The following is a 19,627-nucleotide window of genomic DNA, read 5'->3' as shown; positions in this document are numbered from 1 at the left end:
ACTCAACCGCAAACCTTTATAAGTTTATCGGGTTTCCTACTCCCTAGTCCCGTGCCTTGGCGTAGCCCGTTATAGACATCGCCTAGCATTTATACAGAAAAGCGTATTGACAAGCCACTACTAACTATACTCTAAATTATCAATTGTTATCAAGTTGTTAATTTTGTTTATCAACTTGATTGACAAGATTAATCAAGTAAATGTAGAATCTATAACAATAAATGTAAAATCGATAACAAATTAGGTGTGAATCGCGAGGATAGCTAAACTAACTAGCACTGAGGTACACCACACTATGCCAACACCTGAAACTTCAAATTCTGCTCAAGAATTATTTGAGTTACTTGAGAAAGATATTCTTGCCTGTCACACTTGCAAGGATGGAATAATTGAAGTGAGTATCCGCAAGATCGGAACCGAAGAGTTTGAGGTGCGTGTCATCTCCTTCCGAGGTTCTTTTCGTTGCGTTCATGCGGATCTAAATAGGTATTTAGAGGAGTTACCGACAGATACGCAAAGTCAGGTATCTATCTATCGCGATCGCTTTCGAGTGGGATTGAGGGGATTATTAAAGAAGGGGTTTGGGTTACTCAGCCTAGACTTTTCTAAATGCAAGAAGGGAAATACCGCGCCGATATTTGGCTGGATGGTATCTGAATTGTTAGATATTGACTGAGTTTGGTTGTTTTTATTGATTGCTCTAACCAATTATCAGCTAGTAATTTCATCTCAAGTTTTAGAGAAACAGTAGAAAATTGTTTTCGTTCTTGAGGTGAACAAGTGAATAATTCTCCAGCCCAAGAGAGTCTAGAAAAAGACTACAACAGGGTTGATATGGTACTAAAAAGTGTCACATCAACCCTGTTATTTTGTATTTATTTATCAGGAGGGAAATATGGATACGAATCGTCACAGCTTTTTATTTCGTTTGACTTCTCAGTTCATTAAATATTTTGCTTTGGGATTATTTGGTCTAGCGATCGCTTACGTTTTATCAGCTATTTTCGGAAGCTCACATATTGCGATGAATCTACTACCCTTTGTTTTCTATTGGGTTATTTTTCGGTGCGGACTTATTCTTCTTTGCTTAATATTGACGACAGTAATTTTGGAATCTGTTCGTTAAAATATCACAAATAATATTCGACTTTCGCATCTTCAATCACTCTCAACGAATACCCTCATACACTCTAAATAAGCAATGTTGCTGCTAGTGTGAAAGTCTGAATTCCTTTGCAAAGCTTTTTATGGCTGTGAAACGTTTCGTTTCTAAGTATCCCTGTGTGCTTGAAGATTTTATCAATCTCACACATTACTTTTTTGTCAAAAATCAGCCAAAAAATTAGAAATTGGAGACAGAAGTAAGAATGACAAAAAAACACAGCAATTTTTCTGGACAAGAACAGCTTCATCCTATATTAGTGATCTTAGTAGCAGGTTCGCTCTCTTTGGCAATTGTTGATCCGAGCAATCGCCCTGCATACTTTGATATTGTGAAAATTGCAGTCGTTTATTTTTTTGGCACAACTAAGACCCAAGGAAATACTAATAAGTCTAATAACACAGATGATTCAGAAATCCCAGAGAATTCAAACAGTACAAAATATAACGATAGTCACGACAAGCCTAAATGAAGGATTGAACTAGTCAAATAAACCGAAAATAGAAGTAAAATCAAAAACCCGGTTTTAATGACCGGGTTTTTGGTGGAAGCTATGGGGCTATATTCCCCGAAGGTTAGTTATAGAGGTTCAGTATAATATCGATGCTCTTGATATGTACTACCACCCCATTGTTATCGATTCCGGAAAAATTAACTCAGAATTTTTGAGTAGCCTTCCTTCGTCTCCCAAGATACAGCAAGCAACTGGTAACGTTAGCGTGTAGCATTGAGAAATATTAATTTTCCGGCTTTTGCTGATGAACAATGCATTTGGTAGCTGGCAAGAATGGCTAACAGTATTCGCCTATCTAGGTTTCACCGTCTTCATTATCTGGCGCGTATTTACCGCCGAGAAGAATTAAAAAAGCTGCATATCATCTCACGAGGGCCTTTTTGCTCAAAGGGTAAAACAGTCCCACTTTGTTGAACATTGACTCGTTCACGACAATTGTAAACCTCGGTGGGTCTTTTTACTCCATCTACGCTAACGGTTGCCCTGTATTCCCAATAATTTTTGGCACTTCGGCTGATACTGAGAATACAAATCTTGTGGTGTAGCCCGTCGTAGACATTGTAATTGCGGCATACAGATGCTAAAGCCAGATTTGCCACGGAGAAATTCAGTATTAATAATAACGCGTATGCTATGTATGTAATCCTCTTCATAAAAAATTATTTGGAATTATTTGGAAATATTATTAAATTTTTAAACCCTTTGAGTTGAGTCAATTACTTTTCCCTGTTTGATAGACCAGAGATTGTAACTCCTTAGCACACAAAGCATGTGAGCCGCAGCAAAAAAGCTCACATGTTTTATGTGCTATTTTCGGCTAAAGTTTACTAAGCTAAATTGAACCATGCCCAAACACCTCCTCTACTTTGAGGATAAACATCTAGTGCGTCTGTTCATGTACCATACCCTAATACCAATTCCTAATATCCTTCTCCTACAGGAGACGCTACGCGAACGGGAAGAAGCACTTTGTACGTCTACGTAATTGAGAAAGTCAGATTACATCTGGCTGGGTTTCCGCCATTTGTATCTGTATGTAGTCTTATTTTGGAGAGTTGACACAACATAATGTGCAAAAAAAGTCAGTCGTAAGGACGATAAAATTGCAACCAAAAACAAATTTTGAGCAACCTTGGATTACACGCTGTTTTGCAGCAGTATTGCTTTTCGGTCAAGTGTGGCTACATTTACTCCAAGGAAAAACTTACTATCGCAAGATTCTGCAACATCTGGTGACTGCTGGGCCAGGTTCTATCTCTCCAGTTCTCCTTGTCAGCGGTTTTGCCGGAATGATTTTTACTATTCAGACAGCGAGAGAATTAGTACGATTTGGTGCTGTCAATGCTGTGGGAGGTGCTTTCGCCTTAGCTTTTTGCAGAGAATTGGCTCCAATTTTGACCGCTAGTATTATGGCTGGACAAGTTGGTTCTGCTTTTGCAGCAGAAATAGGTGCAATGCGAGTTACCGAGCAAATTGATGCACTTTATATGCTCAAAACTGATCCTATTGATTATCTAGTACTTCCTAGAGTAATTGCTTGTTGTTTGATGGTGCCTTTGATGACGGTTTTGGCTTTAGTTATGGGCATCATCGGCGGAGTTTTTGCTGCATCACAGTTTTACAAAATTATTCCTGAAACATTTTTAGAATCAGTCAGAAATTTTTTACAACCGTCAGATTTGTTTATTATTTTGCTAAAAGGGTTTATTTTTGGAGTGCTGGTTGCTGTCATTGGCTGTAGTTGGGGTTTAACTACTAGAGGGGGAGCAAAGGAAGTAGGAGAATCGGCAACAAAAGCAGTTGTTACTAGTTGGGTGTCAATTTTTATTATGGATTTTTTCCTCTCTCTAATGCTATTTGAACAGCCTGCATTTTGAACCTAAGTTGTTGAATAACAAGAGAATAAAAAGATTTCCGACTTATTTAAGAAGTTGGGAATCTGAGCAAAAAAGGAAGTTATGGGTAAGTAATAGTGATTCTGAAGCGTTGGCGCAGCCCAACCCAGGCATCACTAGCTTTATCGGTTATATTTGATCACGTTAGCGGAATTTGGGAATATATTAACTTGTAGATTAGCGCACCCAAAGCTAAACCTCCCAATGAAAAAATAGACGCAGTGTAAAAGGCTAGTCCTTCCCTAAGACCCGCTCTTTGAAAATCTATCCTGACTAATATAGTCGCTGAAATGATGAGTAAGGTATCAAGAAATACTCGAAACCAGGCAATCATGAGAAAGAATAAGAAAGCTGCTAAGACGGCAACACCGAAAGACCTGGTATTTGATTGAAGCAAAATACTGTAGTAATATGTCATCTTCGGCCAAGGAGCAGTCAACGTTACTACTAAAAGCAAGATAGCAACTACAGTTGCCACCCACACAAACAGAGGCGCACGTGTTTCAGATATTACCCAGCCCAAAGTACTGTAACTCAGTAGTACTAGTGCCAGCGACACCCAAGGAACTCTTTGCAAAATTGACATGGGTTTATATTTCTAGTACAGGGTCAAGATCCCATAACTAAGTCTAGTAACTCAAGACATTATTTTGCTTGAGGGCTTGCTCAGTTGATGATGGTTGTCCTCCCTCAAAGATATCCCAGTATAAAAGGAGTTTTTCACGATGTGGATATCAATAAGACGAGAAACTAGAAGTTCTTGGAGATGAAATTATGTAGATTTTGAGTATATGGCTTAGACTAGTAAGTTTAACATCATATTTCTTATAGCTTCAATCAATAGGCTGTTATGCTGTTCCCAAAAAAGCCAAACAAGTTTGTAGAGAATTGCGGTACAAAGTAGTTAAATATGTTGTTAAACATTTGTAAACTGTTAGCAGCCGAGTAGCCGCGTGTCACATCTTGTTAAGGAATTATCATGAGACAACTTGTTATTGCTGAACGCGTATGCCTCATTGGTCATATCGTGTCAAAAGCCTTTGGACTGGTAGGGATGCTACTGGTAGTACCTAATGCTGAAATAATTTTCAACTTATCGCAGGTTGGAGAAACTGCCATACAGTTAAGTATGGCTGGTGGAGGTGTTGTTGATATTATCTTGGGGACAGTAGCTGTTTCTATTTATGCCTACCGAACCTTGGGATTAGGAAATTGGCTAGCATTTATGCTGCCTGCTGTGTTTATATCTTTGGGGAGTGAACTACTGGGAACTAGTACAGGGTTTCCATTTGGTGATTATAGCTACTTAAGTGGCTTGGGTTATAAGATTGGCGGGCTAGTTCCTTTCACTATTCCTTTATCTTGGTTTTATGTTGGGCTGTCGTCTTACTTAATTGCTAGAACTGGGTTGAAAGTAGCTCAAAAACCCAGTTGGGGACGCCATATTGCTTCTATTGCCGTTGGTGCTTTGCTCTTTACTTGCTGGGACTTTGCTCTTGAGCCAGCTATGAGTCAATCTTCTTTGCCTTTCTGGTATTGGGAACAACCAGGAGCTTTCTTTGGGACACCGTACCAGAACTATGCTGGTTGGTTTGGTACTAGCGCACTGTTTATGAGTGTGGCAGGATTATTGTGGAGAAACGCTTCGATTAAATTAGAGCGATCGCAACTCAATCTGCCTTTAGTCGTTTATTTAACTAACTTTGCCTTCGCCGCCGGACTCAGTTTGGCAGCTGGATTCTCTATACCTGTGTTGCTCGGTTTATTGCTAGGTGTAACTCCGGCGGTGGCGCTGTGGTTAATGAGTTCTACCACACCCGCCCAAGTTGCTGTTGAATCAGTAAGCAAAGAAGTATCAGTAGCAAAGGTTGAAGTTGCCTTGAAATAAGGCGATAAATTAGGGAATGGGAAAGTAGTAGTGCTGAGTGCTGAGTAATGAGTGCTGAGTGAATAATTTAACTTCTTTATTACTCAGCACTGAGAACTCGGAACTGGCTCAACTCTCCGCTACCGCTCACATAACTGTTTTGCCCCATGCCTAATGAGTAATGACAACGCTTTGATAGTAGAAAGTGCTATCTCCTTTTTATTGCTACTTATCCAAGTACCAGCAACGGCGATTCTATTTTCGCGCCTGTTAAAAGGGCCAAGACGCCATCCTCCAATAGAACCCCAACAGCCGACACCAGAGCTTTTGGGTAGAGTTAGCGTCGTCGTTCCCACACTAAATGAGGCGCTTCGCATTAGCCCTCTGTTAGCTGGTTTAAGTCAACAAAGCTATGAAGTTCGGGAAATTATGGTGGTAGACAGTAAGTCTAGTGATGGTACCCCCGACTTGGTAAAAGCCTCACAGCAGAAAGATCCGCGCTTTCGCATCATGACAGACGATCCCTTACCCGATGGTTGGGTGGGGCGTCCTTGGGCATTGCATAACGGTTTTTTATATAGCTCAGAGGCTAGTCAGTGGTTTCTGGGGCTGGATGCTGATATCCAACCACATCCTGGTTTAGTTGCTGGTTTGCTGAAGACGGCCGAAGCGCAAGGCTATGACTTGGTTTCCCTTTCACCCCAGTTCATACTTAAATATCCAGGAGAGTGCTGGCTACAACCTGCTTTGTTGATGACTCTGCTTTACCGATTTGATCCAGCGGGGATCAATACAAATCAGCCAGAACGGGTTATGGCTAATGGGCAGTGCTTTTTGTGTCGTCGTTCCGTTTTAGCTGCTGTGGGTGGTTATAGCAGTGCGAGTGGTTCTTTTTGTGATGATGTTACCTTGGCACGGAATATTGCTACTCAAGGGTATAAAGTGGGCTTTTTAGATGGCGCAAAGGTTTTGAAGGTACGGATGTATGAAGGGGCGATGGAGACGTGGAAGGAATGGGGGCGCAGTCTCGATCTCAAAGATGCAACTTCTCGTTCTCAGTTGTGGGGAGATTTATGGCTACTCACATCTGTTCAAGGTCTACCCCTTTTAATTGTCCTCACTTACTTGTTGATTTCTCCCCCACTCTCACACTTGCTACAGACGGGATTAATTGCGTCTCTACCCATCCCCACACTTCTCCTGCTGGGACTGAATTTATTCCTGCTGGTGATTCGCTTTGCTATGCTGATAGCGATCGCACCTTCTTATGATCGCACAAACGCTAAAGGCGGTTGGTTGTTCTGGCTTTCCCCTTTAGCCGATCCCTTAGCGGTACTACGAATATTCTTATCTGCGTTCCGCACCCCGCGCGAGTGGCGAGGACGCAAATATAGTGCTGAGTGATGAGTGCTGAGTGCTGAGTTGTGAATTTTTAACTACTCACTCTAAACTCTTCACTACTCCCTCTAAACTTCCTACTCAGCACTCACAACTCAGCACTCAGCACTCCTTAATCCTCTTCACCTCCTACTTGATCCCCACGTTCCAATTCCCAAAGAATTTGATTTCCTTCACGACGTACCCGTGACACTATCCAGTTTCGCCAGCGCCATTGATCTCCACGACTAGTGACAGCGCTAGCGTGGACATCCATCAAGTCTGCTAACTCAGAACTGGTGATTAAGTAGCCTTTTTCAGAAATTTCATCAGCAATACGCAGAGTTTCGACCAAGCTGCGGAGTTGCGAAACCCTCATTTCTGGCGGTTTTTCATCTGTTGCGGCCGCAGTTGGGCCAGTTGATGGTTCCATAACGGTTATTTCTGGTGCAGAAGTACTGATTTCTTGAGGACTTTGGTTAGTTATTCTAGAGTTTTTTTCATAATCAGCTACTTTTGCTACATTTAGTTCATTTTTGGAGGGTAAAGATTTGTAAAGATTTTTGGGAGATAATTGTTGCAGGGAAGGGGTTTTGCCACTGGCGTATGTGCGAGCGATCACATCACAACGTTCGTTACCTATGTTACCAGAATGTCCTCGGACGTGTTGCCATTTTACCTGTTGGGTATTGAGTTCATCCAAAATTTCTAAAAGGTCTTGGTTTTGGACTGGTTTACCATCTGATTTTTTCCAGCCTTTCATTTTCCAGCCTTTCACCCACTTGGTAACGCAGTTAATCAGGTATTCGCTATCGGTATGCAGGGTAATGGGTTGGGCTTGTTCAGATGTTTGCAAAAATTGGAGGGCTGCGATCGCAGCTTGCATCTCCATTTTATTATTAGTGGTATGAGGGGATGCATCGCCCATTTCGTGGATTGAGCCATCGCTGAAGTAGACAACAACACCCCAGCCGCCAGGGCCAGGATTACCGGTGCAAGCACCATCGGTGTATATGCTTTGAATTGTAGGTTGGGTGGACATGGTTAGGGTATCGAACCGCGAAGGACGCTAAGGCAAGAGTTATTAGCGACGAAGGCGAATTTTTTTAACAATATCCAGGCTATTATACTGATAAATTTTTCCTTTAGTTCTTCAATTGCTTGCACAAATAGCAATCTCTAAGGCTGGCAATTTTCAATTGCCTTTTTTGCATTGCTTTGTTACCTTTACTCCGAACGATAGGCAACGCGGAGACTTTGGACTAAAATCACCAGAGATGCGATCGCCATCAACCCGCCCCAAAACCAGTAAGGTAAAAGCAAATACCTCTGCATTTGCGCTGTATCAGAGAGTCCAAGGGAACCAGCAGAACTACTAAATAGATAATTAAGTTGATGGAAGGTACTCACACAAGCTTGTACACCCAAAAATTGAATAGCAAATCCTTGCGCCCAACGAGGTGCTTTCAGGGCAATACCCAAGATTATTAAACCCAACAAGGGAATTGCCACCAATCCAAACCAGGAACGTACCCAAATTAATGTGGAAAACAGCAAAAAACCGCCTAAAATTTTCAAACAGAGGGTTGCTGCTGTAAAACTGCGGGAAGCCAGAATCAAAACTGCACCGGCAAGAGGTGGCCCCATTGGGCCTGCGGCTGCGATCAATGCCAGGCCAATTGGCCCCAATGATGACCGAATACCATAAGTTGCGACACCAGAACCATTGCTAAAAATCTGTAATTTCTGGAACTGTCCCCCTAACAGGAGTGCCATTAGGCCGTGACCCATTTCATGAAACCAAGTTGCCAGAATTGTAAACGGGTATAAGATATAGTCTCCTCCTGGTACTTGCCACAGTAAAGCAGTTGCGATCGCTGCTGCAATTAGCCAGGTTAGCCCCATGCGTTCAACAACTGGCGGGGCTTCTTTGGTGAGCAAGGTTTCAAAATTTTTACTTGGTTCCCTCATAGGTCACTCAATTTTGGATTTTGGATTTTGGATTTTAGATTTTCTGAAAAATTCACAATCTAAAATTGGCAGTGTATTTTCATCCATCCTAGTGTAATTATTAAGGTAATGGAGTTGCTGGGCAATGCAACAATTCGCACCTCGAAGCGACGGCTGTCAACTATGGCGCTATCAAGAACAACATAGTTATCCGTCGCTTGTTCGATGCGGTTTATTTGTTGATCCTTCAAAAAGGATGCCAGAGGGTGGGCAGAAAATGCTTAGACTGATGTCACAATTGATCAAGAATCAGTTAAGCAAGTTGAAAGAGAAATGTCATTAAGTCTCCTTTACCTAAGCTGATGCGATCGCCTGGTCGCAAGCGATGACGGTTTCCTGGTAAAAGTGGCAAATTATTAATGTAAGTACCATTAGAACTTCCCACATCCTCTACATAATGAGCATCTCCCTCGACGCGAATATCTGCATGAATCCGCGAGACAATTTCTGAATTGGGAAATCCTGAAACATCTATATCTGGTGGAATCCGGTCATTGGACTTGCCGATATGAATTACAGAGAGATTTTGCGGCAATTCAATTAGCAAATCGCTTTGAACGTGGATTAACTTCGCTGTAACCTGCTGCAATTGCGTTCTGGCAGCAGTTACAGTTGGTGCTGGTGCTGCTGGTGGGGGTACTTTGGCTCCAGGGGCGGGCGCTGGTTCTAAGGGTGGTGGAGTAGGAATACTTTGTACAGAGACTACAGGTTGAGCTGCAACGGTTGGTGCAGGTTCTGGGGGGCTACTGTATGAAACAGATACCTGTGGCGCTGGTTCTGGGGGAACTGCCACCTCTGTTGGTGGTAAAGATGAACTAGGAGGATGGGAGTTAGTAGAACCGCTTATTCCCAATGAATCTGGTTGCAAAAGTTCTAACAGTGGATCGGGTGGAACTAACGCTGGCACTTCCACAGGAACATCGGGAGTAACTGTTGTAGCTACTGTTGCGGGATGAACGTGTGGAACTCCTGCTGAATGAAGGTTATAGCCACACTGGCCACAGAATGCAGCATCTGCTTGCACAGTTGCCCCACAACTGGGACAGTTAGTAGTTGCGGGTAACGGTGTATAGCAAGCTTCACACTGGACAGCGCCATCAGGGTTGGGATGATTGCAATTAGGGCAGACGATCATCGATATTTAGCCTTTGTTCAAGATCATCATAGATATAAGTAGTAATCTGTCAAGTTTAAATTGATGGGTAAGCAAGTTCGTAGTAAGGACTAAAGTCCTTATTTTCTAAGCACACTTTGTGCTTACTACAAACCCTCAAAATTAGCTTGACAAAGTAGTAGGACTGGCAAGCAGAAGGCGGCCCTAGTTTTAGATTCTAGCAATTACTGCTGATAGAACGATGAATTGGATACGGGGAGGTGGGGAAAGGGACGATGAGGGGAACAAGGGATAATTTACCCACCTCTCTCCCATGCCCCATGCCCAATGCCCAATTCCCCATTATTCAATGTTGGAGTTCCAAACCTGCTGCCGTATCTAGCAGCCACCAAAGTTCACCTTGGGGCTGAATTAAGCGGGATGGGTAAGTGAAGTCATCGGCTACAGGTGCAAAGACTTGCGCTAAAGCTGGTCGTTTATTAGCACCAGCAACCAGAAAAATCACGCTACGAGCAGAGTTGATGAAGGGGTATGTGAAACTTATTCTGGGGTTTCCGTCTTTGTTACCCACAGTCACGAGGCGATCGCGTACTTTAAGAGCCTCTGTATGGGGAAACAAAGATGCGGTATGTGCATCATCACCCATTCCTAGTAATACTACATCCAACGCGGGGAACTCAACCCCAGAAGAATTGAAAAATTCTTTGAGATGTTTTTCATACTTATCAGCAGCCAGTTCTGGATTGGCTTCTAAAGTTGGTACGGGGTGAATGTTAGCCCCTGGGATGTCAATACGATTTAGCCACGCACGACGCGTCATCAGCTCATTGCTATCGGGGTGATCTGGTGGCACATAACGCTCATCCCCCCAGAATATATGAATTTTATCCCAAGGCAGTTTTTGAGTAGCTATTGCTTCGTATAACGGTTTAGGTGTACTGCCGCCAGATAAGGCAATGGTAAACCGTCCACGCTGCTCAATGGCAGTTTCTAATTTGGACAGAATTAATTCTAGCGCTCGTGCAACCAGCGCTGGCTGATCCGGTAGAACTTCAACGGTTTTGTTCATGGCTTCATCATCATATTGCTGGCTTCCAGCAATACAATACCGAACTTATTACAATCCTCCTTTTTAACTTTTGAAACATTTAACATCACAGATTAGGTAGGCTGGAAAAAATAGATGCTCCTTATCACCTTCAATGGCAAGTTGTCAGTAGTCAGTCGCACTAACTACTAATCACTTTCATGATTATTTATTCACACCCAGTTACTTGATACTTTGTTGATTAACGCCATAAAGGATACAATTATTAATTCTTATTGAAAATTAATAAAACTAATTAATCACAACCAAGGCTTCCCAGTTAGCGATCGCTTCACGTTGGGCAATTAACAATTCCTGAATTCCTTTTTGGGCGACATCTAGAAGTTGATCCAACTGAGTGCGGCTAAAGCTGCCTTCTTCGGCTGTTCCTTGGACTTCAATTATTCCCAAATGTTGATTCATCACCACATTAAAATCTACGGTTGCAGCCACATCTTCGATATAATTTAGATCCAAAAATGGCTCTCCCTCCAGTAATCCTACGGAAACTGCTGCTACCTGTCCACATAAAGGCGATCGCTCCAACACGCCCTCTTGCAACAATTGAGAAACTGCATGAGCCAACGCCACAAATGAGCCTGTAATGGCTGTTGTCCTGGTTCCAGCGTCGGCTTGTAACACATCAGCATCCACAGTTAGCGTATGTTCTCCCAGTGCATCAAAATCCACTGCTGCACGTAAGCTGCGTCCAATTAGACGTTGAATTTCTTGCGTCCGTCCAGATAATTTCAATAATTCCCTTTCTTGGCGTTTTTGGGTAGCAGATGGTAGCATTCGGTACTCAGCAGTTAACCAGCCTTTACCAGTTCCTTCGAGAAACTTTGGAACTCCCTTATTAACGCTAACGGTACAAAGTACCTGAGTATCACCGCATCTTGCGAGAACAGAACCAGGGGCAAAGCGGGTGAAACTAGGGTAAAAACTGATCGGACGTAGTTCGTAGGGAAGACGACCGTCAGGACGCTGCCAAGCCATTGGATTTGCCTCAAGTTTTACAATACTGACTTAAGATTACCTTAGTGTTATTGGGCATTGGGCATTGAGCATTGGGCATTGGCAAGAATTTTCCAAACTCCTAACTCTCCCACTCAGCACTCAGCACTCATCACTCATTACTCAGCACTCTTCAAGGAACTGAAAACAGAGTCAAAATATTTTGCTGCACCATCTCTGGTGATTGGTCGCCGTTGATGGTCAACAAGCAGCGACGACGGTCGTAATATTCTAGGATGGGAATGGTGCGATCGTAGAATAATTCTACACGGCGCTGCACGATTTCTGGTTGGTCATCTGGTAGCGATCGCCCCAAGGATCGACTAACCATAACTGCTTCTGGAACTTGGAGATAAATTGCCCAATCTAGCTTTTGCCCTAAATCATCTAATAAAAAATCTAATTCTTCAGCTTGGAAGGCAGTACGGGGATAGCCTTCTAACACCCAATCGCATTGAATATCTGGTTGTCTGAGGCGAATTTGGATCAATTCAATGATCATTTTGTCTGGAACTAACTCCCCTTTTTGCATATAGGGTCGTGCGTGATATCCTAGTTCACTCAGGCTAGCGTAAACCGAAAGAGAAGTCCGGGGATCAGCTTCCGACCATCGAAATCCCGGCAGGGGCTGATTGCCAGATATTGCTTCCCGTAAAATCTCACCTGTAGAAATCAGAGGAATCTCAAAGTATCTGCAAAGCCTTTGTGCTTGAGTGCTTTTCCCCGATCCTGAACCTCCCAGAATCACCAATCTCACAACAATTAACTCCTCATCCTGTCAAATTCACTACTTCCTAAGTCTGTTTTGCCCAAACAATCGGCAAATCTAACATTTAGCGATTTTCAGACTTACACCTAGCTTTTTTAAATAATTGGAACTGTAACTCTTATGTTTTAATTTTTACAAGTACTTTCAGAGTAAAAACGAAAATTTAAATCAAAACAACTCTTGACTTCAATACAAAGGTAGTGTTTGACTAAGAATGCAATTTGCCAAATCCACCACACCTCTGAAAAACAGATTGATTATACAGACAGATTTGCAATAATTCCCGCCAGCAAAAACTCTTAATCTATTGTATTTTTTTAAACTTAACTTTATGGTTGCCCAGCTAGAAACTCAAAGTATCAATTCAACCCTGACCCTACCATATCCAGTTGAAGGGCTAGTGCAAGTTTTTACTAGCTCCCATCGCAATTTTTTTACGAGCGTGATGGCTCAATCACTGAGAATAGCTGGACAAGGAACGCCAGTATTAATAGTGCAGTTCCTCAAAGGAGGTATTCGCCAAGGACAGGAAAGGCCTATACAATTAGGACAAAATTTAGATTGGATTCGGTGTGATTTGCCTCGTTGTATCGATACACCACATCTTGATGATACGGAAAATAAAGCCTTACAAAAGCTGTGGCAGTATACACAACAGGTAGTGTGCGAGAGTAAGTATTCTCTCGTGGTTTTAGATGAGTTAAGTTTAGCGATTAACTTTGGTTTAATTCCTGAAACGGAGGTTTTAGCGTTTCTGGCAAAACGCCCTCCCCACGTCGATATCATTCTCACAGGGCCAGAGATGCCAAAATCTCTCTTAGATGTGGCAGATCAAATTACAGAAATCCGCCGGAGTTATCGACCTTAAACATAAATACTCAGTTCGTGCTACCATATCAAGTCTGTTTGAATTAACGTTAGCAACGAACTTGTGATTAAGAACGATATCTGGATTACTGAAATGGCTCAACAGGGTTTGATTTCACCCTTTGAGCCAAGTTTAATCCGAAAAGTGCAAAAAGATGAGTCTGTAGCGATTCAACCTGTAATTAGCTACGGGTTGTCTTCTTATGGCTACGATATACGCCTTTCCTCGGCTGAGTTCCGCATTTTTCGCCACATTCCCGGAACTGTAGTTGATCCCAAAAACTTTAATCCCCAAAATCTGGAGCCAACAGCACTGCACACAGATGCCAGTGGCAGCTACTTTATTTTACCGGCTCATTCCTATGGGCTTGGGGTTGCTCTAGAAAAACTGGAGGTTCCTGAGAATATTACAGTAATTTGTATAGGTAAGTCTACGTATGCACGTTGTGGCATAATAGCAAATTTAACGCCTGCTGAGGCTGCATGGCGGGGTCATTTAACTTTAGAATTTTCCAATTCTTCCAGCGCCGACTGTCGCATCTACGCCAATGAAGGCGTGGTGCAACTGCTATTTTTAGAGGGTGAACCCTGCGCTATTAGTTATGAAGCAAGACAGGGCAAATATCAGGATCAGCTAGAGATTGTTACATTGGCTCGCATATAATCTAAATAGTATGCAATTTTACATTTTTGCAGTCATTCCTGTTGAACCAAAACCACCAGTTCCTCTAGATGTATGACTGAGGTTATCCACTTCTTCCACTTCAACATGAATTACTGGTGTGATGACCATTTGGGCAATTTTCATTCCTTCCGTAACTTTAAAAAGACTTTTGCCATGATTTATTAAAATTACACCTATTTCTCCGCGATAACCTTCATCTACTGTACCGGGAGCATTAAGAACTGTAATTTGATATTTAAGAGCTAGACCGCTCCTTGGACGAACTTGAGCTTCAGTTCCTTGAGGTAATTCTATTGAAATACCAGTATGTATTAACCTACTTTCTCCAGAAGGAATTTTTATTTCTTCTATGGAAAATAAATCTAGTCCAGAATCATTTGAATGTTCGTATTTAGGAACTATAGCTAATTGGTGTAATTTTCGTATCTTCAGTTTCATCTTTTTTGATCTCAAAATATCATTTGTTCTATATTCTAGCTTCTACGCAAATCATTTGTAATTAATACAATTAATGCACCAAATGCTAAATACGTCGTTCGATCAGCAATAGACCTTACTGTATTATACCAATTTTTTTGTGAGAGAACTATGCTATTAGCATCTAGATAAAGATAAAAGCATAAACTTAAAATTGTAAGTAATATTAGAATTATATATGGGAGCATATAAAGCAAATTGTCTAACCAATTTTTTTTAAACTTTTTGAAAACTTCAGATTCTTTTAGTTGTTTTCTTAAAAGTGTTTCATTTTTTCTAAAAGGCTCATCAAGCCAGCGTCTTTCCTCTTCACTACGCTGAACGCCATTTAGTATAAGCTGTTACGCAGCTAGATTGTATAATATTAGATTAAGTAATTAATTTAGTATCAGCCATCTATGCCAGCAAAAAATCATCTTTCCCAAGAGCAGAAGGAAAGGCTACTAAAAACGCTAAAAGAGCATGAAAATCCCTACGTAAGAGAAAAGATTCTGATTTTATTATTAATGAATGATGGAAAAACTTATCAAGAGATTAGTAAGTTTTTAGATATTGCATATCCAACAGTAGCATATTGGGCAGTTCACGGCGATCCAGATAACCTAGAAAGTTTTTTAGATGGAAGAAGAGAAGGGAACTTCCGCAAAGTTACCAAAGAATATGAGGATTTATTATTAGAAATAATTGAAAAAGAGCCACTAGAGTATGGGTATGAATTTGGTCGTTGGACAGCAGCAAGACTAGCTACATACCTCGAAAAGATAACAGGAATTAAGTTAAGTGGTTCACAAGTTGGGAGAATATTAGAGCGAAAAAAGTACGTTTACCTTTGGGCAAAATACAGCCTAGGGGACAAACAGAATCCTGAAATGCGTAAGGCATTTAAAGAAAAATTGTCAGAATACTTAAGAATAACAAAGGAAGCCCCAGAGCGTTTACAGGTATGGTTTTGGGATGAGAGTGGATTTAGTTTAAGAGTGATAAGAAGAAAAAACTGGGGTAAGAAAGGTACAAGGAAACAAATCACAGGTCAAAGAAGAAGAGGAAGAGTAAATATTATGGGAGGGTTACGTTATCACGACAAGAAGAGAATGAATTTTGTGATTAAAAAAGGAAATGCCGATGTATTTTATGAGCAGCTTCAATCTTTGAATAATTTTCTATTGCAAGAATGGATAGAGCAAGGAAATAGAATTGAGACTTTCAATAAATGTTCTGCGAAAATAGTGATTATCTTAGATAATGCCAGCTTCCATAAAAGAAAAGATATTTTAGTTCGTATCAAGGCAGAAATGCCAAATATTATCCTGGAATTTCTACCACCTTATAGTCCAGATTATAATTTGATTGAATTGGTTTGGCATTCAGCAAAAGAATATATAGCTCATAGATTGTTCGAGTCAGTATCACAGCTAGAAGAGTTGTTAAATAAATTGTTAAATGAAGGAGGTCTTATTATTAAATGGGAACGCAAAATTAAAAATAAAGGTAATGCTGTTTATTAAATTTAGCTGCGTAACAGCTTATCTGGTCTACCAGGATCATTAGTATGTGGAATCGATGATTTGGTTTTAACATAATAAAACATCAGAGAGACAAAAGTATCTGTTTCTGGCTTCAGATGTATAGATTTGTCGCTATGGTTATGAACTGCTATTAAAGAATTCCCGATATAATCAGGATCTAAAGTTGTACCAATATGTCCTATACCCTGAGAAACCCAACCAACTTTAGAATGATATGTTCCAGTGATTCTTTTTGAAACCCAAATAGCTTCATTAGTTTGAATTAAACCGTAGAATTTTTAGGGATAATAATTCTCTCTACAGAACTATCATAAGCACTTTTTCCATCCTGGATTTTCCACGCAAGCTTACTTGCTGTCAAATTGTAACTTGCTCCTTTAAGGTTGCTTTCATTAAAAGGATATATTAGTATATCCCTGCCCAATTCTCGCTTGATATCTTGGTCACTTAATGTACTCATGTGTGAGCTAATTTTTATCTAATTCACTAGGTTTTATTGATTGCAGCGTAGCACTATTTTATTTTTATCATCACCGTAATTACCTCAAAAATTTGTGCGATCGCTCTAAATCATACCCACAAATCAGAGTGCGATCGCTTACTTTATCCCACTGCAAATTCTGTCAGCTTTCGCATATAAAGAGGTTGATAAGCCAGCACGATATCCTGCTTTGGAATACCATACTCCACTAATTCATTAGCCACGCCAACCTCAGTCCCATCATACTGAATCCAAATCTTATGATCTCGAATATCTAGATGAATTAAACAGCCATAAACCCGATGCCGATTTTCCCAACCCGTATTCACAACTTGATAATGATCCTGTTGTAAATCAAAAATAGTTTGTCGTTCGATTTCACCATAGGCAGGTTTAATCTGAGCATGACTTGTCAAAACTTGCTGGATGATTTGTCTATACTGCGCTAGTTTATCCATTGTACAATTACCTCATTTTCCGGGTCAAATACTAGCAGTTTCAATTGATATTCGTGGATACTCATCTGTGGCAATTGCCGTGAGAAAAAATCTTCATAAGTTGCTAGTGGAACTGCTAAATAGAGAACTCGCTCTGGCTCTTTTAGTTTTAGCGCTACTCGATAATTTAAACATTGTCCTAAAGCTGTATGAAACTCAGAAATCGCAGAGGGAGCAACAAAACTCTTGATTTCTACAGCAATTCGTTCGTCTTGCTTTTGGGCAGCAATTAACCGTTCTGCACCCAGATCAATTTGTAATTGTCCATCTGCTAAATCAATAGATAGTGGATCGTGTGTAATTGTCCAGCCATCTTTTTGCAAAGCCAATCTAACTAAATTATGGAAAATATCTCTTGCAGACATTCCTTAAAATTTAAAGTGTAATAACTCGAAAATTTTGCTGATATAGTAAGCCCTTGTCTGACGTAACGAACACAGGAGTACTACTCATAATATCTGGGTCAGAGGAAATAATTCGGCGATCGCATAGAACTTTTTGAATATCCATCGTCCTGGAAAAGTCTATATGAGATAGTTTAAACCTTCATTGCGCTTCTAGCCAAGCCTGTAAATCAGCCAAACTAGTAAAATCTAACAGTGCTTCACTTAAATCTTCTAGAACAGGCAAAGATAAACCAGAAATTGAGGAGCGTATTTCTTGAGAAAGTTCCCCAAATCGCTTAGTTAATTGCCGGAGAATAAGATTAGCTGTTGCTTCCTCACGTCCTTCCTCACGTCCTTCCTCACGTCCTTCCTCCTTAATTTCTCGGTAAACTCGCGTTTCCTTAAGCGTGATTCCTAACATAGACTCTACCTCAGCTTGAGTTAATTGTTCAAATCTGTACACCATGATCGTCGTTATTAATTCAATTATGGCGCGACTCGATGGTGATAGCACTTCTTGGGTAGTTCTTGTTAACAAATACCTTGCTTCTTCTGGTGCTTGTTCTTCATCTACTGTAGTTAATACCATCAGCGCTACCCATATAGGTAACTGACGAATATCCCCTAATTCATCTAAATACACCCGATGTATTTGTTCGCCGTTTAGCAATGAGCGATGAGGATGAATATCGCTTTGCTCAATACTGCGTGACGGGTAGATTATCACTGCTTGCCAGTCGCTAAATCTGGCATGGTTGCGGTAGAAATATAACGAAGATTCAGCCCATACTCTTTCATAAAGTTGTTCATCCTTCTGGAACTGCACCTCACAAAAATATACAACTCCAGCACCATCAGTTTCCGGTGGTAGAAATACTCCATCAATTTTAAATTTCGGCTCTTTGACGGCGACTGAATCAAAACGATAACTATCTGCATTATTTGGAGGATTGCTCAATAGCTCAAACAGCAGAGTTGGAGACTGTTGAAACAGTTTGTAAAATATTGAGTCTCGACGCATGAAAGTATTTTACAAATTTTTTATAAGAAGAATTCAGAACTCAGGAGCGGAGCCGGAGACGCTCCGCCGAGGCGTCAGAATTCAGTATGAATTGCCCCAAAAATGATTATGGTGCAAGTCTGGCTTTACCTAGACGCTGCTTTTCATACCATTGTGCGATCGCAGGTGCCCAATCTTCAAAATGAGGCCACATCATTTCACACAACTTTTGAATTTCCAGTTGAGCATCTTTCTTATTTCTCAGATCACAAAAATGCAAGAAAGACCTTAAATTAAAACTAACTACAAAATGCTGGCGATAATCAAAAGGCACTTTACCTCTTGCGTGTTCTTCAGACATTCCAGCCTCAAAATCAGCTTTATATCGTTTAGCTGCTTCTAGACACCACTCCAAGTCTGCTGCTCGTTGCTCTGGTGAATAATAGTATTTTTTGCCTTGTCTATCAGTGTAATAACCAACGGGACGTAGGTAAAAAACATCTTCTATGTCTTTTTTGCCTTCTACTACATCAATAAATTGGTTGCCTGTGTATCTAAAAGATTGGACATCGAATGATACGCCTACACGATGAGTACGGGCTTGCTGCATCACATTGTGGGGAAAGTAACCACAGTTGAAAACAATCTGGGGATGCTCTAGAGGTCCATAGTGTCCCCTCTCACCCGCTAAAAGTCGCTTAACAATAACTTCGCCACTTTGTGACTCCGAGGGCCAGGAGTCACGCTCATCAAACACGAACCCATCAGTATAGTCCTGGTGCATCGCGGCATAAATCACCTGCTGCGGGTTTGGTGTTTTGGCAATAACCTCTACTCGAAATCGATGCATTAGCTTATCGGGAACGGATTTGTGAATGAAAGTGCTTACGCAGAAGGAG

22 protein-coding genes are annotated in these 19,627 nt (G+C 41.1%); 9 read left to right on the top strand and 13 right to left on the bottom strand.

Annotation, left to right across the window (positions count from 1 at the left end; translation table 11 throughout):
- Nucleotides 1–295: 295 nt before the first annotated feature.
- The 4 genes from HUN01_RS03705 to HUN01_RS03690 all read left to right on the top strand — a co-directional run bounded on the left by HUN01_RS03705 (nt 296) and on the right by HUN01_RS03690 (nt 3,553).
- Nucleotides 296–676 carry a hypothetical protein gene (locus tag HUN01_RS03705; RefSeq protein ID WP_181930134.1) on the top strand — a complete coding sequence of 127 codons (381 nt, stop codon included), beginning with the start codon at nt 296–298 and terminating at the stop codon, nt 674–676.
- A 219-nt stretch (nt 677–895) separates the two neighbouring features.
- Nucleotides 896–1,126 (top strand): hypothetical protein, encoded by a 231-nt coding sequence (locus tag HUN01_RS03700; RefSeq protein ID WP_084227290.1) that lies wholly within the window; start codon nt 896–898, stop codon nt 1,124–1,126.
- A gap of 241 nt (nt 1,127–1,367) precedes the next feature.
- Nucleotides 1,368–1,634 (top strand): hypothetical protein, encoded by a 267-nt coding sequence (locus HUN01_RS03695; protein ID WP_181930133.1) that lies wholly within the window; start codon nt 1,368–1,370, stop codon nt 1,632–1,634.
- Between the two features lie 1,145 nt (nt 1,635–2,779).
- A complete protein-coding gene (locus tag HUN01_RS03690) occupies nt 2,780–3,553 on the top strand; it encodes an MlaE family lipid ABC transporter permease subunit (RefSeq protein WP_181930132.1) in 774 nt (257 codons plus the stop codon).
- A 157-nt stretch (nt 3,554–3,710) separates the two neighbouring features.
- On the opposite strand, the gene HUN01_RS03685 is transcribed toward HUN01_RS03690, so the two are convergent.
- Nucleotides 3,711–4,157: a hypothetical protein gene (locus HUN01_RS03685; protein WP_181930131.1), complete on the bottom strand. Its 447-nt coding sequence runs from the start codon at nt 4,155–4,157 to the stop codon at nt 3,711–3,713.
- Between the two features lie 393 nt (nt 4,158–4,550).
- On the opposite strand from HUN01_RS03685, the gene cruF reads away from it, so the two are divergent.
- Nucleotides 4,551–5,459, top strand: coding sequence for a gamma-carotene 1'-hydroxylase CruF (gene cruF / locus HUN01_RS03680; RefSeq protein ID WP_181930130.1), 909 nt, complete (start codon nt 4,551–4,553; stop codon nt 5,457–5,459).
- Nucleotides 5,460–5,612: 153 nt separating this feature from the next.
- Nucleotides 5,613–6,842, top strand: coding sequence for a 2'-O-glycosyltransferase CruG (cruG, locus tag HUN01_RS03675; protein WP_181930129.1), 1,230 nt, complete (start codon nt 5,613–5,615; stop codon nt 6,840–6,842).
- A gap of 106 nt (nt 6,843–6,948) precedes the next feature.
- On the opposite strand, the gene rnhA is transcribed toward cruG, so the two are convergent.
- From rnhA to HUN01_RS03640, 7 genes are all read right to left on the bottom strand, one after another.
- Nucleotides 6,949–7,857: a ribonuclease HI gene (gene rnhA / locus HUN01_RS03670; protein WP_181930128.1), complete on the bottom strand. Its 909-nt coding sequence runs from the start codon at nt 7,855–7,857 to the stop codon at nt 6,949–6,951.
- A gap of 185 nt (nt 7,858–8,042) precedes the next feature.
- The gene (locus tag HUN01_RS03665; protein WP_181930127.1) at nt 8,043–8,786 is read right to left on the bottom strand and encodes a M50 family metallopeptidase; all 744 of its coding nucleotides are present in this window, start codon (nt 8,784–8,786) and stop codon (nt 8,043–8,045) included.
- A gap of 59 nt (nt 8,787–8,845) precedes the next feature.
- Nucleotides 8,846–9,016, bottom strand: coding sequence for a hypothetical protein (locus HUN01_RS03660; protein WP_181930126.1), 171 nt, complete (start codon nt 9,014–9,016; stop codon nt 8,846–8,848).
- Nucleotides 9,017–9,078: 62 nt separating this feature from the next.
- Nucleotides 9,079–9,960, bottom strand: coding sequence for an FHA domain-containing protein (locus HUN01_RS03655; RefSeq protein ID WP_181930125.1), 882 nt, complete (start codon nt 9,958–9,960; stop codon nt 9,079–9,081).
- A 325-nt stretch (nt 9,961–10,285) separates the two neighbouring features.
- Nucleotides 10,286–11,008, bottom strand: a complete 723-nt coding sequence (gene pgl, locus HUN01_RS03650; protein ID WP_181930124.1) for a 6-phosphogluconolactonase — start codon at nt 11,006–11,008, stop codon at nt 10,286–10,288.
- 270 nt (nt 11,009–11,278) lie between these two features.
- Complete coding sequence (rph, locus tag HUN01_RS03645) at nt 11,279–12,022, bottom strand: ribonuclease PH (protein ID WP_181930123.1); 744 nt, start codon at nt 12,020–12,022, stop codon at nt 11,279–11,281.
- A 151-nt stretch (nt 12,023–12,173) separates the two neighbouring features.
- On the bottom strand, nt 12,174–12,797 hold the full coding sequence (locus tag HUN01_RS03640; RefSeq protein WP_181930122.1) for an adenylate kinase family protein: 624 nt from the start codon (nt 12,795–12,797) through the stop codon (nt 12,174–12,176).
- A 343-nt stretch (nt 12,798–13,140) separates the two neighbouring features.
- Between HUN01_RS03640 and HUN01_RS03635 the strand changes: the two genes are divergently transcribed.
- Together HUN01_RS03635 and dcd are read left to right on the top strand one after the other, a co-directional pair.
- On the top strand, nt 13,141–13,677 hold the full coding sequence (locus HUN01_RS03635; protein ID WP_069072937.1) for a P-loop NTPase family protein: 537 nt from the start codon (nt 13,141–13,143) through the stop codon (nt 13,675–13,677).
- Nucleotides 13,678–13,770: 93 nt separating this feature from the next.
- Nucleotides 13,771–14,340 (top strand): dCTP deaminase, encoded by a 570-nt coding sequence (dcd, locus tag HUN01_RS03630; RefSeq protein WP_238846338.1) that lies wholly within the window; start codon nt 13,771–13,773, stop codon nt 14,338–14,340.
- Between the two features lie 18 nt (nt 14,341–14,358).
- On the opposite strand, the gene dut is transcribed toward dcd, so the two are convergent.
- On the bottom strand, nt 14,359–14,799 hold the full coding sequence (gene dut, locus HUN01_RS03625) for a dUTP diphosphatase (protein WP_181930120.1): 441 nt from the start codon (nt 14,797–14,799) through the stop codon (nt 14,359–14,361).
- 437 nt (nt 14,800–15,236) lie between these two features.
- Between dut and HUN01_RS03620 the strand changes: the two genes are divergently transcribed.
- Nucleotides 15,237–16,343, top strand: coding sequence for an IS630 family transposase (locus HUN01_RS03620; RefSeq protein WP_181930119.1), 1,107 nt, complete (start codon nt 15,237–15,239; stop codon nt 16,341–16,343).
- Between the two features lie 624 nt (nt 16,344–16,967).
- Here the strand turns inward: HUN01_RS03620 and HUN01_RS03615 are convergent.
- The 4 genes from HUN01_RS03615 to thyX all read right to left on the bottom strand — a co-directional run bounded on the left by HUN01_RS03615 (nt 16,968) and on the right by thyX (nt 19,578).
- Nucleotides 16,968–17,303: a XisI protein gene (locus tag HUN01_RS03615; RefSeq protein WP_181930118.1), complete on the bottom strand. Its 336-nt coding sequence runs from the start codon at nt 17,301–17,303 to the stop codon at nt 16,968–16,970.
- Nucleotides 17,291–17,707, bottom strand: a complete 417-nt coding sequence (locus tag HUN01_RS03610; RefSeq protein WP_181930117.1) for a XisH family protein — start codon at nt 17,705–17,707, stop codon at nt 17,291–17,293. Before HUN01_RS03610 ends, HUN01_RS03615 begins: the two co-directional genes overlap by 13 nt.
- A gap of 181 nt (nt 17,708–17,888) precedes the next feature.
- Nucleotides 17,889–18,749 carry an Rpn family recombination-promoting nuclease/putative transposase gene (locus HUN01_RS03605; RefSeq protein WP_181930116.1) on the bottom strand — a complete coding sequence of 287 codons (861 nt, stop codon included), beginning with the start codon at nt 18,747–18,749 and terminating at the stop codon, nt 17,889–17,891.
- Nucleotides 18,750–18,855: 106 nt separating this feature from the next.
- Complete coding sequence (gene thyX / locus HUN01_RS03600) at nt 18,856–19,578, bottom strand: FAD-dependent thymidylate synthase (protein ID WP_069072943.1); 723 nt, start codon at nt 19,576–19,578, stop codon at nt 18,856–18,858.
- Between the last annotated feature and the right edge of the window lie 49 nt (nt 19,579–19,627).

The sequence above is a fragment of the Nostoc edaphicum CCNP1411 genome (genome assembly GCF_014023275.1).
In the GTDB taxonomy this organism is placed as follows: Bacteria; Cyanobacteriota; Cyanobacteriia; order Cyanobacteriales; family Nostocaceae; genus Nostoc; species Nostoc edaphicum_A.
This window is presented reverse-complemented; position numbering and strand designations above follow the sequence as displayed.